Below are 15,436 nucleotides of genomic sequence, written 5' to 3' on the forward strand. Positions count from 1 at the left end.
CTCCTCAAGCGCGGGCCTTGCCCAGTTGGGCGGCCTCGTGGATGGCCGCCTTGATGCGGGGGTAGGTGCCGCAGCGGCACAGGTTGGTGATGGCGGCGTCGATGTCGGCATCGGTGGGGTGCGGCTTGCGCGCCAGCAAGGCCGTGGCGGCCATCAGCATGCCCGACTGGCAGTAGCCGCACTGCGGCACCTGCTTGGCAATCCAGGCCTTTTGCAGCGCCGAGGTGCCGCGCAGGCCCTCGATGGTGGTGATCTTGCGGCCCACGGCCGCGCTGGACGGCAGGCTGCACGAGCGCACCGGCTCACCATCGAGCAGCACGGTGCAGGCACCGCACATGGCCACGCCACAGCCAAACTTGGTGCCGGTGAGGCCGGCCTCATCGCGGATGGCCCATAACAAGGGCATGTCGGTCTCGATGTCGAGTGACACGGTTTTGCCATTCAAGTTGAGCTGCATGGAACGCCTTTCTGTGGGGGGTGTGGGCGCGGCAGGCACGGCGCGTGAGCAGCCGGGCAGACCTGCGCTGGGCATTGTGATCAGGCCATGATTTGCGTGTGGGAGCGAGAGGGGATTCCCCCTGCGGCCCACTCTGGTTCAGGGCCCGATGGGCGGAACGGAACAGCGGGTGGGCTTGGGGGCGGAAAGCAGCAGGAGTCGAACCTACCCAGGAGCGGCTGACGCCCCTGACCGGGTTTGAAGCCCGGGCACACCACCGGGTGTGTATGCCTTCCAGTGCCGCAGGCCGCCGGGTGGGCGACCTGGGTCAGAAATGAAGCCCCTGCAGCGGCGCGGGGCCGGTGCAGGGTGGCAGGATTCTACCGGTGCCCTGCCCTGCTTTCAGGCCACCGGGGCTAAGGTTGTGGGCAGGGGGCTACCCTGCCAATGCGCGTCGGGGCGCAGCAGGTGGGCGTCGCGCACGCGGCGGGTGTAGCCCACGCGGTCGAAGAACTCCAGGATCTGGATGGCGCGTTTGCGCCCCAGGCCGGTGGCATCGCGAAAGCCGGCGGCTTCGACCAGGCCCTGAGGCTGCTCGGCGGCCAGGCGGGCCACCAGGGCGGCCAGCTCGTCCATGGCGCTGGCGGCATAGAACAGGTCTTTCACCACCTGGAACACCAGCCCCTGGCGGGCCTGTTTGCGCAGCAGCTGGCGCACGCCCTCTTCGGTGCCGTGGTGGTCGCGGGCCAGGTCACGCACCCAGGGCGGGTCGTAGCGGCCGGCCTGCAGGCGGCCCTGCACTTGTTGCCACAAGGTGTGCTCGGCAGCGCTCAGTTGCATCCGGTGGCCGGGCCGATGCAGCCAGGCCCCCGTCTGCTCGATCTGGTGCTCGCCGAGCAAGGTGTCGATGAGACCGCGCCACAGGGCATCGTGCTGGGACTGCGCCAAGCCCGGCAGGGCCATGCGGCGCAGGCGCGCGGCGTTCAGGCCCGGCTCGTCGGGGTTCTTGTCGTGAAACTGGGCCAGCCGGGCCAGCAGTTGCTCGCGCAGCGGCTGCCAGCGCGCCGGGTCGATCAGCAAGGCGTCATCGGCCCCCAGGGGGATGGCGAGGGCGATGTCCGGCAATTCAGGGGGCGTCAGTGCTCGGCCCATCAGGCGCTGCAGTTGCGAGCGCGCCAGGCCCAGCGGGGCGCTGGCGATCAGGGGGCGGGCATCGCCCGTGGTGACCAGGGCTTCGAGGGCGTCCAGGGTGGCCACGCGCTCGGGGCTGCGGCGCTTGCGCTCGGGGGCCTCGGGGTCGAGCACGCAGCCGCCCGCGATGGTGCGGCTGGCCTGGGCATTGCGCAGGATCAGGCGGTCACCGGGCAGCGCAAACACCGGCGCATCGAGCACCAGCTGGGCGCGCACCTCGGTACCGGGCTCGATGCGCTCGCCCTGCAGCAGGGCCACATGGGCCGTGAGGTGGGCGGTGCCCAGGTGCAGGTGCACGGGGGCCCACTGGGCCAGGGCCGGGGCGTCGGGCAGCAGGCGCAGGCGCACGTCGATGCGCTTGCTGGCCTGCAGGGCGCGGGCATCGGCGATCCAGTCGCCGCGGTGGATCTCGGCCTTGTCGATGCCCACCAGGTTGAGGGCGCAGCGCTGGCCTGCATGGCCTTCGGGGCGGCTCTGGTTCTGGGCATGCAGGCTGCGCACGCGCACGCTGAGGCCACTGGCCGAGTGCTGGAGGGTGTCGCCCACCTGCACCTGGCCGCCGAACACGGTGCCGGTGACCACGGTGCCCTGGCCGGCCAGGGTGAAGACCCGGTCCACCGCCAGCCGGAACAGGCCATCGCGCGCTCGATCGGGCGCCGCCTGGGCCAGCGTGTGCAGATGCTGGCGCAAGGCGGCCACGCCAGGGTCGTCGGGCTGCTGGGCCGCCGTTTCAAACACCGGGGCCCCGGCCAGCGGGGTGGGTGCCAGCAGCGCGGCGATGTCGGCCCGCACCTGGGCACGGCGCTCGGGGCTGGCGCGGTCGGCCTTGCTGAGGGCCACGGTGGCCTGGCGCACCCCCAGCAGCAGCACGATGTCGAGGTGCTCGCGGGTCTGCGGCATCAGGCCATCGTCGGCGGCCACCACCAGCAGGGCGTGGTCGATGCCCACCGCACCGGCGGCCATGGTGTGCACAAAGCGCTCGTGCCCGGGCACATCGATGATGCCCAGCACCTCACCATTGGGCAGCGGGGTGTAGGCATAGCCGAGTTCGATCGAGATGCCGCGCTCTTTTTCTTCCTTGAGCCGGTCGGTGTCCACGCCGGTGAGGGCGCGCACCAGGGTGGTCTTGCCGTGGTCGATGTGGCCTGCGGTACCGATGATCATGGGCGGCTCAGTGATTCAATGCGGCGCCGAGCTGCGGCAACTGCGCCTCGAAGGCGGCCTGGTCGGCGGCCTCCAGGCAGCGCAGATCCCACCACAGGGCGTCGTCTTGTGTGCGGCCGATCACGGGCCGGGGCAACTGGCGCAGCGCGGCTTCCAGTTGCTGCAACTGGCGACCGGCCTGGCGCGCCTGCACAGGGCTCAGGCGCAGGCCCTGGCTGGGCAGCAGATCCACCGGCAAGGCGCCGCTGCCGATCTGGCTGCTCATGGCGGCCACCTCCACGACCCAACCCGGGCCCACGGCGGCCTGCACCAGGGGCAGCAAAGCCTGCGCCTGGGCCTGCATGTCGGCCACCGGGCGCGTGAACAGCCGCAAAGTGGTGAGGCGCTGGGCCAGCAGATCAGGCGACAGGTACAGGCGCAGCACCGGTTCCAGGGCCGCCAGGGTGAGCTTGCCCACCCGCAGGGCGCGCTTGAGCGGGCTCTTCTTGATCTGGGCGATCAGGTCTTTTCGGCCCACGATCAGGCCGGCCTGCGGGCCGCCCAGCAATTTGTCGCCGCTGAAGGTGACCAGGTCGGCGCCGGCGGCGATGGTTTCGCGCACCGTCACCTCATGGGGCAGGCCCCAGGGGCGCAGGTCGACCAGGGTGCCGCTGCCCAGGTCCACCACCAGGGGGCGCTGGCGGGCATGGGCAATGGCAGCCACCTCGGTTTCGGGCACGCTCTTGGTGAAGCCGGTCACCTCGTAGTTGCTGCAATGCACCTTCATCAGCAGCGCGGTCTGCTCGCCCACGGCGTTTTCGTAGTCGCGCGCATGGGTGCGGTTGGTGGTGCCCACCTCGACCAGGCGGGCCCCGGCGCGGGCCATGATGTCGGGGATGCGGAAGGCGCCGCCGATCTCGACCAGCTCGCCGCGCGAGACGATCACCTCGCGGCCGGCGGCCAGCGCGCTCAGGGTCAGCAGCACGGCGGCCGCATTGTTGTTGACCACCGTGGCGGCCTCGGCCCCGGTCAGCTCGCACAGCAGGTCTTCGACCAGGTCGTCGCGGTCACCCCGGCCGCCGGTGGCCAGGTCGTACTCGAGGTTGGCCGGGGCCGTCAGGGCCTGCACCACAGACTCGACGGCCTCTTGCGGCAGCAGGGCCCGGCCCAGGTTGGTGTGCAGCACCGTGCCCGTGAGGTTGAACACCGAGCGCAAGCGGGGCGCAAAGCGCCGGGTCAGGTGCTGCTGCACCGACTGGCGCAACGCGACCTCATCGGGCAGGGGCGCGTCGCCCGCCTGCTCGCGCCAGGCCTGGCGCGCCCGGGCCAGCACCTGCCGCACCGCCTCGGTGAGCGCCTCTTTGCCATAGGGGGCCAGCAGCGGCTGCAGCTCGGGGTGCTGCAGCAACCGATCCACCGAAGGCAGGCTGGCCAGGGCGGGGACGGGAGAAGAACGGGAGGCCTCGGGCTGGGTCATGGCGGACTGGGTGAAAAAAAGCTCAGGACAGATCAGGAGGCAAGGCGGCGTCGTCGCCCTGCTGCGGCTCGGCCACGGCCACGAACAGCAAGGGATTGGGGCTGGCCCGCTGAAAGCGGGTCTCACCCATCAGCAGGTCCAGGGTCAGGCTGGCCAGATCGTCGGCCAAGGGCTCGGCCAGAGGGTCTTTCTCCTGGTTGACCAGTTTGCGGTAGGTGCCGCATTCGCTGCAGGTCTCGGCCGTGACCACGCCTTTGTCATTTTCGATGCCCTGGTACGCCACGCCCTGGGTGGATTCGCAGTGCGAGCACTTCACGCGCACCATGTGCCATTCGGTGGCGCAGGTGCCGCAGTGCAGGTAGCGGTGCCCCGCCGCCTGGCCCCCGATGCGCAGCACGCTGGCCACCGGGGCGCTGGCGCACACGGGGCAGACGCTGGCGGTGTCGGTGTAGGGCACGTCGGCCTCGGTGAGCTGGCTGGCCAGCCGGGTGAAGCTGACCTGCAGGGCCGCCATGATGAAGGGCGAGAGGCCCACGTCGCGGGCCGAGCCCTCGCCTTGCAGCAACTTGCGGGCAATGTCGTCGCGTTCGGCATGGCTGAGCTCGCGCAGGGCGCCGAGCAAGGGTTGCAGGGCTTCTGGCAGACCGTCTTCGCGGGCCAGGGTGTCGATCAGGCTGTCGAGCACATCGTGCCAGGCCGGATCCAGGTGATCGAGTGCGGGCATCAAGGGCATGCCGTGCTGCTGGGCTCGGGTCTTGATGTCTTCGGCCACGGTGGGCACCGGCACCTGAGCCACGGCCTGGTGCTGGGCATCCATGATCTTGGCCACGAACAGCAGGTAATCGGCAATCGGGTTGCCATCGGCCAACTGGCGCAGGCGGGCCGCGCGTTCGGCAAACAGCGAGCCCGCTGCGGGCGGCAGCACCCGAGGGAAGCGGGTGTGGTCCAGGGCTTCAATGTCACCGGGTTGAAGAATGCGTTGCATGGAAAAGTGTCCCAAAAAAGCAGCCGCCGGCGCGCCAACAGCAGGCGCCCGGCGGCAGTGAGCCCGATCAGGGGCGTTGAACAGGCAGGAAGATCAGCTGTTGTCGCCCGTCATCTTGCGGTACCAGCCACGGTGGTGCTGCTTGGCCCAGGCCCGTGTCACGGTGCCATAAAGCATGGCCCGGATGGTACCGCGGGTCCAGATGGCGGCGTAGATGTGCATCAGGATCAGGCCGATCATCCACACCCCGGCCGCCGCATGCAGCAGCGAGCTGATGCGCACCACATCGGCGGGCAGCTTCCACCAGGCGCGCCACATCGGCAGGCCCGACAGAAACAACACCACCATGCCGCCCACCAGGCCCCAGAACAGCAGCTTCTGGCCGCCGTTGTACTTGCCTTGTTCGGGCATGTCGTGGTCGTTGCCGTCCACCATCTTGTTGACGTTCTTCAGCCACTCGACATCGCGCGGCTCGACCACGTTCAGGCGCCAGAAGCGCAAGCCCATGATCACAAAGAACGCCATCATCACCACCCCGATGTAGGGGTGCAGGATGCGCGTCCAGGGCCCGCCGCCGAAGAGCTGGGTCAAGGGAAAGAACGCCGGGTGGAAGAACGCCAGGCCCGACAGGGCCAGCAGGATGAAGCAGATGCCCACCACCCAGTGGTTGGCACGCTCGGACGCGTTGTAGCGCTGCAGGTCACGAGGGTTGCGTCTCATGGTGCGGTCTCCTGGTTGGCCTGGGCTTGCGCCTGGGCGGCTTGGTCCTTGGCTTCCATTTCATCTTCCAGTTCCTTGGACACCTCGTTCGGGCCCTTGGTGATGTAGTGAAACAGGCTGCCCACCGCGGCGGCGCCCAGGGCGGCCATGGCCAGCGGCTTGGCCACGCCCTTCCACAAGCCCACGAAGGGGCTGATCTTGGGCGAGTCGGGCAGGCCGTGGTAGAGCGAAGGCTTGTCGGCGTGGTGCAGCACATACATCACGTGGGTGCCCCCCACCCCGGCCGGGTCGTACAGACCGGCCTGGTCGAAACCACGCTCTTTCAGGTCAAGGATGCGTTCCTCGGCCTGATCCTTCATGGCCTCCTTGGTGCCGAACATGATGGCGCCGGTGGGACAGGTCTTGACGCAGGCCGGCTCCATGCCCACCGCCACGCGGTCCGAGCACAGGGTGCACTTGTAGGCCTTGTTGTCCTTCTTGGAGATGCGCGGCACATCGAACGGGCAGCCCGTCACGCAGTAGCCGCAGCCGATGCAGTTTTCCTCCTGGAAGTCGACGATGCCGTTGGCGTACTGGACGATGGCACCGGGCGAAGGGCAGGCCTTGAGGCAGCCCGGGTCTTCGCAGTGCATGCAGCCGTCCTTGCGGATCAGCCACTCCAGGTTGCCGCTGGCCTCGTTCTCGTACTCGGAGAAACGCATCACGGTCCAGGATTGGGCGCTCAGGTCGGTCGGGTTGTCGTACACCCCGGCCGCCGCCGTGCCCACCTCGTCGCGCAGGTCGTTCCATTCCATGCAGGCGGTCTGGCAGGCCTTGCAGCCGATGCACTTGGAGACATCGATCAGCTTGGCCACCTCGCCCGCGTGCGCCGAACGCGCGCTGGGCGAAGGCGTGGTGGTGGCGGAGCGGCGCTTGATATCGAGAGATTGCAGAGATGACATCAGGGGCTCCTCAAACCTTCTCGACCTTGACCAGGAAGGTCTTGAACTCAGGCGTGTTGCTGTTGCCGTCGCCCACAAAAGGCGTCAGCGTGTTGGCCAGGAAGCCCGGCTTGGTCACGCCCTTGAAGCCCCAGTGGATCGGGATGCCCACGTGCTGCACGGTCTTGCCCTCGATCTGCATCGGCTTGATGCGCTTGGTCACCAGGGCCACGGCCTTGATGTAGCCGCGCTTGGAGCTGACCTTGACCATGTCGCCGCTCTTCACCCCCACCGACTCGGCCAGGCTCTCGCTGATCTCGACGAACTGCTCGGGTTGCGTGATCGCGTTGAGCAGCGAGTGCTTGGTCCAGTAGTGGAAGTGCTCGGTGAGGCGGTAGGTGGTGCCCACGTGCGGGAACTCGTCGGCCTTGCCGAAGGTGTCCCAGATGCCGGGCAGCACGCGCGCGGCGGGGCTGCTGGTGGCCTTGGGGTTCTTCGGGTGCATGGGGTTGTAGCCCAGCGGGGTGTCGAAGGGTTCGTAGTGCGTGGGGAAAGGCCCTTCGTTCATGCCCTTGCGCGCGAAGAAACGTGCCACGCCTTCAGGGTTCATGATGAAGGGGCCCGTGCCGGTGTCGGGGCCCAGGGTGGGTCCGATGTCGGGCACATCCGCCCCCGTCCAGGCGCTGCCGTTCCAGCCGATCAGCTTGCGGTGCGGGTTGAAAGGCTTGCCCGCCACGTCGCACGAGGCGCGGTTGTACAACACCCGGCGATTCGCCGGCCAGGCCCAGGCCCAGTTCAGCGTGTTGCCGATGCCGGTCGGGTCAGCGTTGTCACGCCGGGCCATCTGGTTGCCTGCCGAGGTCCAGGAACCCGCCCAGATCCAGCAGCCACTTTGCGTGCTGCCGTCGTCGCGCAATTCACCGAAGCCACTGAGCTGCTCACCGGCCTTGCGGATCACCTTGGTCGGGTCCTTGGGGTCGGTCAGTTGCACCAGGGCACGGCCGTTGGACTCTTTGGCCACCTCTTCCGGACGCGGCTCCTCGGGGTCGGCGTAAGGCCACCACAGGTTGGCGATCGGATCGGGGAACTTGCCCCCCTCGGCTTTGTAAAGGGCCTTCAGGCGCAGGTGCAGCTGCGACATGATGTAGATGTCGGTCTTGGCCTCGCCCGGCGGCTCGGCCGCCTTCCAGTGCCACTGCAACACGCGCGAAGAACTGACCACCGAGCCTTCTTCTTCGGCAAAGCAGGTGGTCGGCAGGCGGAACACCTCGGTCTGGATCGAGGCGCTGTCCACATCGTTGTACTCGCCGTGGTTTTTCCAGAAGTCGGCGGTCTCGGTGGCCAGCGGGTCCATCACCACCAGGAACTTCAGCTTGGACAGGCCGTTGCGCACGCGGTCCTTGTTGGACAGCGCCGCCAGCGGGTTGAAGCCCTGGGCGATGTAGCCGTTGACCTTGCCCTGGTTCATCAGCTCGAAGATCTGCAGCATGTCGTACTGCTTGTCGAGCTTGGGCAGGTAGTCGTAGGCCCAGTTGTTCTCGGCCGTGGCCGCCGGCCCCCACCAGGACTTCATGAGGCTGACGTGGAACTTGGGATAGTTCTGCCAGTAGCTCATCTGCCCCGGGCGCAGCGGCATCTGGGTGCGCGCAGCGATGTATTTGGCGTAGTCCTGCTCGGCCTGGCCAGGCATGGTCAGGTAGCCCGGCAGGCTGGCCGACAGAATGCCCAGGTCGGTCAGGCCCTGGATGTTGGAGTGGCCGCGCAGCGCGTTCATGCCCCCACCGGCGATGCCGATGTTGCCCAGCAGCAGTTGCACCATGGCGCCGGTGCGCAGGATCTGTGCGCCGGTGGAATGCTGGGTCCAGCCGAGGGCGTACAGGATGGTGGCCGCACGCCCGGCCTGCGCCGTCGACGCCAGCTTCTCGCACACGTGCAGGAACTTGGCTTTGGGCGTGCCACACACCTTCTCCACTTTTTCAGGGGTGTACTCGGCATAGTGCTTTTTCAACCACTGGTACACGCAGCGCGGGTGTTGCAGCGTGGGGTCGGTCACCACGTAGCCATCGTGGCCGATCTCGTAGTCCCAGCTGGCCTTGTCGTAGCTGCGCTTTTCAGGGTTGTAGCCCGAGAAGATGCCATCGTCGAAGGCGAAATCTTCACGCACGACAAAACTGAAGTCGGTGTAGTTCTTGACGTACTCGTGGTGGATCTTGTCGTTGGTGAGCAGGTAATTGATCACTGCACCCAGGAACACCAGATCGCTGCCCGAACGGATGGGGGCATAGAAGTCGGCAATCGAAGCCGAGCGATTGAAGCGCGGGTCGACCACCATCAAGTGCGCCTTGTTGTGCGCCTTGGCCTCGGTCACCCATTTGAAGCCGCAGGGGTGGGCTTCAGCGGCATTGCCGCCCATGATCAAAATAACGTCCGCGTTCTTGATGTCGACCCAATGGTTCGTCATCGCTCCACGGCCAAACGTCGGGGCAAGACCTGCCACCGTCGGGCCGTGTCAGACACGTGCTTGGTTGTCGAGTGCAAGAAGGCCCCAGCTGCGGGCCACTTTGTGCGTGATGTAACCGGCTTCGTTGCTGGCGGCCGAGGCGGCCAGCATGCCGGTGGTGAGCCAGCGGTTCACGGTCAGCCCATCGTCGGTCTTTTCGACGAAGTTGGCGTCGCGGTCTTCCTTGAGCAGCTTGCTGATGCGGGTCAGCGCGTCGTCCCACGACAGGCGTTTCCACTCATTGGAGCCCGGTGCCCGGTACTCGGGGTACTTGAGGCGGTTCGGGCTGTGCACGAAGTCGAGCAGGCTGGCGCCCTTGGGGCACAGGGTGCCACGGTTCACCGGGTGGTCCGGATCGCCTTCGACGTGGATCACCGACAGCTTGGCGTTCTTGGCGCCATCGCCCAGTGAATGCATGAGGATGCCGCAACCCACCGAACAGTAGGTGCAGGTCTGACGGGTGACGGTGGTGGCCGCCAATTTGTACTGACGGACTTCCGCCAAGGCTGTGGTGGGTGAGAAACCCATCAGGGCCAGGCTGGAGCCCGCCAGAGTCGAACCAGTCACTTTCATGAACTGGCGTCTGGAGAGTTGCACCATGGGGGTACCTTCTTGATTGGAGCAGGCCGAAATTCTAGGTTGAAGCCGCGACCCACATTTGAAAAATAGCGCAAAACGTGAGCGTTTTCCATGGGTATTTCACGCATATCAAGCAATTTGCCGGGATTATTGACGGATTAACTCCGAATATCAGCTTGATAATCCTGCGAAATTGACACATTCAAAAAACTTATCAAGCCACTCGACCCCACCGGCCTTCCGCTTGTCAAAGAGCTGAATAGCCTTGGTCTTGAAAGATGAATTTATATTCGTCTATGATCCGCCGACATGAAACCCAAGGACGAAGAAAAGCTGCGCGCCATCGCCGAGGCCACCTTCACCCTGGTCGAGCAGACCGGGCTGAGCGGCCTGACCATGGCCGCCATTGCCCGTGAGGCCGGGTTGGCCACCGGCACGCTGTATGTCTACTTCAAGTCCAAGGAAGAATTGATGGTGGGCCTGTACGAGCAGGCCAAGCGCCAGACCGCCGCCAGCCTGATGCAGGGCGACGACCCGTCGGTCCCCTTCCGACAACGCTTTCGCCGCATGTGGGACAACTGGCTGGAACACCGGCTGGCCCATTCGGCCCAGGTGGTTTTCCTGGAGCAGTACTACAACTCCCCCTGGTTCAGCGAGGCCAGCCGACAGCTGTCAGCCCAACTGATCAAGGGCTGGATCGACCTGATCGACAACGCCAAGGCGCAGCAGATCCTCAAGGACGTACCCACCCCGCTGCTGATCAGCAGCTTTGCCGGCTCGGTGCGCGAAACCGCCCAATTGCTGCGCAACGGCAGCCTGAACCACACCCCCGAGCAACTCGGCATGGCCTTCGGGCTGTGCTGGGACGGCATCAAGGCCTGACCCTCCACCCCTGAATTCACCAGCCAAATCCGCCCTTTAACCGAATAAATATTCACCCAAATAGGACCCACCCCATGAGCACCCTGAACATCAACGGACAGAACCACGAGGTTGATGTGGACCCGTCCACCCCCATTCTCTGGACCCTTCGCGACACCCTGGGCATGACCGGCACCAAGTTCGGCTGTGGCGCGGCCCTGTGCGGTGCCTGCACCGTGCACCTGAATGGCCAGGCGATCCGCTCGTGCGTGACGCCGGTGTCGGCGGCCAGTGGCCAGAAGATCACCACCATCGAAGCCGTCACCGGCGGCAGCGACAAGGTGGGCCAGGCCGTGCATCAGGCCTGGGTGAAGCATGACGTGGCCCAGTGCGGCTACTGCCAGAGCGGGCAGATCATGTCGGCCACCGCCTTCCTCAAAACCCTGCCGCGCGGCAAGCTGCCCAGCGAGGCCGAGATCGACACGGCCATGGCGGGCAACATCTGCCGCTGCGGCACCTACGCGCGCATCCGTGCCGCCATCACCGACGCCGCCAAGGCCCTGGCCTGATTCCCAGAAGGAGCACCTCATGAACTTCGACCCAGCCACCTTCGAACTGCCCCGCCACCTGCAGGCCCTGATGCAACGCGAGCAAAGCGCCAGCGCCCCTGCGGCCGGCGGCCTGCCGCGCCGCAGCTTTCTGAAACTGGGCGCCCTGAGCGGCTTTGCGCTCGGCGCCTTCCCCTTGGGCACCCTGGCCCAGGACGCGGCCCAGCCGGCCACGCTCAAGCCCACGCAACAGCCCTCGGCCTTCCTGCACATCGGGGCCGACGGCAGCACCACCATCACCATCAACCGGCTGGACTTCGGCCAGGGCGTGCAGACCTCGCTGCCCATGATCCTGGCCGAAGAGCTGGACGCCGACTGGTCCAAGGTGAAGAGCGTTCACGGCAGCAATGACCCGGCGTATGTCGACCCCTTGTTCGGCCTGCACATCACGGGCGGCTCGGGCTCGATCGCGCACTCGTACACCCAGTACCGCGAGTTGGGGGCCCGCGCCCGCGCCATGCTGGTGCAGGCCGCAGCAGCCCGCTGGAAGGTCGAGCCAACCGGCCTGCGCACGCGAAACGGCCAGGTGATCGGCCCGGCCGGCCAGCAACTGGGCTACGGCGAACTGGCCGAGGCCGCCATGGCCCTGCCGGTGCCCACCCGAGTGACGCTGAAAGACCCAAAAGACTTCCAGCTGATCGGCCAGCCCACGGGCCGGCTCGATGCAGCGGCCAAATCCAGCGGCCACCAGGACTATGGCATCGATGTGCGCCTGCCCGGCCTGCTGACCGCCGTGGTGGCCCACCCGCCGGTGTTTGGTGCCCGACTCCAGTCGGTGGACGACAGCGCCGCCCGCGCCATCAAGGGCGTGAAGGCGGTGCTGCGCATCCCGGCAGACCGCGGTGGCGAAGCCGTGGCCGTGCTGGCCGAAGGCTACTGGGCCGCCAAGCAGGGCCGTGACGCCCTCAAGCTGGAATGGGACAGCAGTGCCGTCGAAAAGGTGGACAGCGTGCGCCAGTTGGCGCAGTACCGAGCCCTGGCCACGCAGCCCGGCCCGCGCCGCTTCGATGCCGACGTGTCGGCCCTGGACAAGGCACCGCACCAGATCAGCGCTGAGTTCATCTTTCCTTACCTGGCCCACGCGCCCATGGAGCCGCTGAACTGCACCGTGCGCGTTGAAGCGGGCAAAGCCGAACTGTGGGTGGGCACCCAGATGCCGGGCCTGGACGGCATGGCCGCGGCCACCGTGCTGGGCCTGCCGCCGCAGAACGTGCAGGTGCACGTGCAGATGGCCGGAGGCGGCTTCGGGCGCCGCGCCATCCCCAGCAGCGACTATGTGGTGGAAGCCGCCCAGGTGGCCAAGGCCGCCCTGGCTGCAGGCATCAGCGCGCCGGTGCGCCTGCTGTGGAGCCGCGAGGACGACGTCAAGGGCGGGTACTACCGCCCCATGCACCTGCACACTGCACGCATCGGCTTTGACGGCCAGGGCCGCATCCAGGCCTGGGACCACGTGATCGTGGGCCAGTCGATCCTGGCAGGCTCGCCCTTCGAGCCCATGATGGTCAAGAACGGCATCGACGGCACCGCTGTGGAAGGCATGAAGGAGCCCTACGAGATCCCGATGCGCCTGACCGTGCAACACCCCAAGGTGAATGTGCCGGTGCTGTGGTGGCGCAGTGTGGGCTCGACCCACACCGCCTTCGTGATGGAAACACTGATCGACGAGATCGCCCGCACCACCCGGCAAGACCCCGTGGCCTACCGCATGAAGCTGATCGGCGAGCAACACCCGCGCCACAAGGCCGCGCTGCAACTGGCGGTCGAGAAGTCAGGCTACGGCAAGAAGAAGCTGGCCCCGGGTCGCGCCTGGGGTGTGGCGGTGCACGAGTCGTTCAACTCGGTGGTGGCCTATGTGGTCGAAGCCTCGCTGAAAAAGGGCGTGCCCACGCTGCACAAGGTGACGGCCGGCGTGCACTGCAACCGGGTGATCAACCCACGCAGCCTGGAAGCCCAGGTACAGGGCGGCGCGCTGATGGGCCTGTCGATGTGCCTGCCCGGCGCCGCCATCACCCTGAAGGACGGCCAGGTCGAGCAGAGCAACTTCGGTGACTACGCCGTGCCCCGCATCACCGCCATGCCGCAGATCGCCGTGCACACCGTGCTCAGCGACGACGCCCCCACCGGCATGGGCGAGCCGGGCCTGCCACCGCTGGCCCCGGCCTTTGCCAATGCCGTGGCCCGACTCAGCGGCAAGCCCGTGCGCGAACTGCCCTTCAAGCAGGGTTGAGAAAGGGCCGGGCCGCCCCCTCAACCAGGGGGGCGGGCCTGTGCCTTCTTGCGGGCGTACATCGCCAGATCGGCCTGGCGCAGCAAGGCATCGGCCTGGTCGGCATCGTCGGGGCACAGGGCCACGCCGATCGAGGCCCCCACCTGGAAGGCCCGCGATTCCACGCTGATCGGCTGGCTCAGGGCCTGGTGCACCCGTTGCACCAACTGGCGCGCCTGCTCGCGGCTTTGCACCCCGCGCTGCAGCACGGCAAATTCATCGCCCCCCAGGCGGGCCACAAAGTCGGCCTCGCGGGCGATCGAGTTCAGGGCCTTGGCCACCCCGACCAGCACCAGGTCTCCCACCGCATGACCGTATTGGTCATTGATGGGCTTGAACCCATCCAGATCCAGGTAAAGCACCGCGCAGCCCACGCCGGTGCGACGGGCCAACGAGACCTCGGCCTCCAGGCACTCCATGAACATGGCCCGGTTGATCAGGCCGGTCAGCGCATCATGGTGGGCGGCAAAGCGGATGCGTTCCTCGTCGAGCTTGCGCTGGGTGATGTCGGTCACGGTGCGCAACAGGCCGCCGTCCTCAATCGGAAGGTTGCGCACCTCGATCACCCGGCCATTGGCGCGCCGGCGCTCATAGCGTGGCAGATGAGGCGAACGCCCGCCCGCCTGGACATACTGCTGCACCCTGTCAGGCGCCCCCTCAAACTCATGATGGGCACGCTGGTAGTCCAGCACCTCGGACAGGCTCATGCGCTGCCCCATCCACTGCCGGGGCAGCTCAAGCAAGTCCAGGAAATTCAGATTGCACAACTCGATCATGCCGTCGGCGCCAATCAGGGCAATGCCCTGGTCCAGGTTCTCGACAGTGGCCTCCAGCAGCACCGACTTGTGACGCAGTTGCTGCTCGCGCTCGCGCGCCAGGCGCTCAGCCGCTTCCAGGCGCTGTTGCTGGCGCTTGATCTCGGTGATGTCGACGTGGGCATAAAAAGCCTCGCCGCCCCCGGTGGGGCGGGCAATCACACGGCAAAAGCGGTTGCCCGGCAAGGGCAGCTCAAACGGCGCCCCCGAAAAACGCAAGTGGTCCTTCAGCACCTGCAGGCCGGCGGCATACAGTTCGTGCTGGGACGTGTTGAGCGCCAGATCCTGCTGCCAGGCCGCCTCGAACACCTGCTCGAAACCGCTGCCCAGGGCCGAATGTCGATCACGCAAGCCATACATCAGGACAAATGATTCATTGACCCACTCGATGCGCCCGCCATCCAGCCCACACACCATCAAGGCATCAGGCACCTTGTCCAGCAGCACAGGCCCGCCGACCGGGAGCACGGCGGGCGATCCCTCCGGCGCGGCCGCCTGAGGGGCCAAAGGTGCTTCGCTGCGCCACAGGCGCATGCGCCCCACCCCGGGCACCGGCAGCGACGACACCCGCAGGTGCCGCCCCAGGTGCTCAAACTCATACGGTTGGTTCTGTTGCTGGTGGCGCGCAATGCCTGCCTCGATGTAGTGCTCGATGCCGCAGAGTTCTTGCGGGCTCAGGCGCCCGCTGTAGAAACGCCGCAGGTTGAGGCTGTAGTGCTCTCCCTCGTGCACCTGCCCATCGTGCTCCGGAAAGAAGCGAAAGAAGCAGCGATTCCAGGCCAGGGCCCGGTCCTGATCGTCGAAGACGCACATGGCGATCTCCAGACCATCGAGAATTTCGCCAAAGGTTTTCAGTTGCTGCAGCATCGGGTTCCCGGTCCGAAGGACCCCAGGCCGGTCTGCCGGGGGTTTGAGCCCCATGATAAGCGCCGTTC

General features: G+C 66.8%; 11 protein-coding genes and 1 tRNA gene. 3 read left to right on the forward strand and 9 right to left on the reverse strand.

Annotated features, from left to right (window positions below; genetic code table 11):
• Positions 1-4: 4 nt before the first annotated feature.
• From AC07PT_RS14075 to fdnG, 8 genes are all read right to left on the reverse strand, one after another.
• The gene (locus tag AC07PT_RS14075) at positions 5-457 is read right to left on the reverse strand and encodes a (2Fe-2S)-binding protein (protein WP_494657001.1); all 453 of its coding nucleotides are present in this window, start codon (positions 455-457) and stop codon (positions 5-7) included.
• Between the two features lie 182 nt (positions 458-639).
• Positions 640-732: transfer RNA gene (locus tag AC07PT_RS14080), tRNA-Sec, on the reverse strand.
• A gap of 106 nt (positions 733-838) precedes the next feature.
• Positions 839-2,791, reverse strand: coding sequence for a selenocysteine-specific translation elongation factor (selB, locus tag AC07PT_RS14085; RefSeq protein WP_494657002.1), 1,953 nt, complete (start codon positions 2,789-2,791; stop codon positions 839-841).
• A 7-nt stretch (positions 2,792-2,798) separates the two neighbouring features.
• Positions 2,799-4,247 carry an L-seryl-tRNA(Sec) selenium transferase gene (selA, locus tag AC07PT_RS14090; protein WP_494657003.1) on the reverse strand — a complete coding sequence of 483 codons (1,449 nt, stop codon included), beginning with the start codon at positions 4,245-4,247 and terminating at the stop codon, positions 2,799-2,801.
• Between the two features lie 22 nt (positions 4,248-4,269).
• Positions 4,270-5,232, reverse strand: a complete 963-nt coding sequence (gene fdhE / locus AC07PT_RS14095) for a formate dehydrogenase accessory protein FdhE (RefSeq protein ID WP_494657004.1) — start codon at positions 5,230-5,232, stop codon at positions 4,270-4,272.
• A 93-nt stretch (positions 5,233-5,325) separates the two neighbouring features.
• On the reverse strand, positions 5,326-5,952 hold the full coding sequence (locus AC07PT_RS14100) for a formate dehydrogenase subunit gamma (RefSeq protein WP_492349855.1): 627 nt from the start codon (positions 5,950-5,952) through the stop codon (positions 5,326-5,328).
• Positions 5,949-6,893 (reverse strand): formate dehydrogenase subunit beta, encoded by a 945-nt coding sequence (fdxH, locus tag AC07PT_RS14105; RefSeq protein ID WP_492349856.1) that lies wholly within the window; start codon positions 6,891-6,893, stop codon positions 5,949-5,951. The genes AC07PT_RS14100 and fdxH overlap by 4 nt, the downstream gene beginning before the upstream one ends.
• Before the next feature lie 10 nt (positions 6,894-6,903).
• Complete coding sequence (gene fdnG / locus AC07PT_RS14110) at positions 6,904-9,972, reverse strand: formate dehydrogenase-N subunit alpha (RefSeq protein WP_494657005.1); 3,069 nt, start codon at positions 9,970-9,972, stop codon at positions 6,904-6,906.
• A 288-nt stretch (positions 9,973-10,260) separates the two neighbouring features.
• On the opposite strand from fdnG, the gene AC07PT_RS14115 reads away from it, so the two are divergent.
• From AC07PT_RS14115 to AC07PT_RS14125, 3 genes are all read left to right on the forward strand, one after another.
• A complete protein-coding gene (locus tag AC07PT_RS14115) occupies positions 10,261-10,833 on the forward strand; it encodes a TetR/AcrR family transcriptional regulator (RefSeq protein WP_494657006.1) in 573 nt (190 codons plus the stop codon).
• Between the two features lie 74 nt (positions 10,834-10,907).
• Entirely contained in the window at positions 10,908-11,381 is a 474-nt protein-coding gene (locus tag AC07PT_RS14120; RefSeq protein ID WP_494657007.1) for a (2Fe-2S)-binding protein, read from the forward strand.
• A gap of 19 nt (positions 11,382-11,400) precedes the next feature.
• Entirely contained in the window at positions 11,401-13,647 is a 2,247-nt protein-coding gene (locus AC07PT_RS14125; protein WP_492349860.1) for a xanthine dehydrogenase family protein molybdopterin-binding subunit, read from the forward strand.
• Positions 13,648-13,667: 20 nt separating this feature from the next.
• Here the strand turns inward: AC07PT_RS14125 and AC07PT_RS14130 are convergent, their stop codons facing one another.
• A complete protein-coding gene (locus AC07PT_RS14130) occupies positions 13,668-15,368 on the reverse strand; it encodes a diguanylate cyclase domain-containing protein (protein ID WP_492349861.1) in 1,701 nt (566 codons plus the stop codon).
• Positions 15,369-15,436 lie beyond the last annotated feature (68 nt).

The organism is Curvibacter sp. GW821-FHT09D12, from assembly GCF_059416245.1.

What these genes read in the sequence shown, in the direction of transcription:
- selA (WP_494657003.1), bottom strand. Translation starts at nt 4,247, where the DNA reads ATGACCCAGCCCGAGGCCTCCCGTTCTTCTCCCGTCCCCGCCCTGGCC.
- AC07PT_RS14115 (WP_494657006.1), top strand. Translation starts at nt 10,261, where the DNA reads ATGAAACCCAAGGACGAAGAAAAGCTGCGCGCCATCGCCGAGGCCACC.
- AC07PT_RS14125 (WP_492349860.1), top strand. Translation starts at nt 11,401, where the DNA reads ATGAACTTCGACCCAGCCACCTTCGAACTGCCCCGCCACCTGCAGGCC.
- AC07PT_RS14075 (WP_494657001.1), bottom strand. Translation starts at nt 457, where the DNA reads ATGCAGCTCAACTTGAATGGCAAAACCGTGTCACTCGACATCGAGACC.
- AC07PT_RS14100 (WP_492349855.1), bottom strand. Translation starts at nt 5,952, where the DNA reads ATGAGACGCAACCCTCGTGACCTGCAGCGCTACAACGCGTCCGAGCGT.
- AC07PT_RS14130 (WP_492349861.1), bottom strand. Translation starts at nt 15,368, where the DNA reads ATGCTGCAGCAACTGAAAACCTTTGGCGAAATTCTCGATGGTCTGGAG.
- fdxH (WP_492349856.1), bottom strand. Translation starts at nt 6,893, where the DNA reads ATGTCATCTCTGCAATCTCTCGATATCAAGCGCCGCTCCGCCACCACC.
- fdhE (WP_494657004.1), bottom strand. Translation starts at nt 5,232, where the DNA reads ATGCAACGCATTCTTCAACCCGGTGACATTGAAGCCCTGGACCACACC.
- selB (WP_494657002.1), bottom strand. Translation starts at nt 2,791, where the DNA reads ATGATCATCGGTACCGCAGGCCACATCGACCACGGCAAGACCACCCTG.
- AC07PT_RS14120 (WP_494657007.1), top strand. Translation starts at nt 10,908, where the DNA reads ATGAGCACCCTGAACATCAACGGACAGAACCACGAGGTTGATGTGGAC.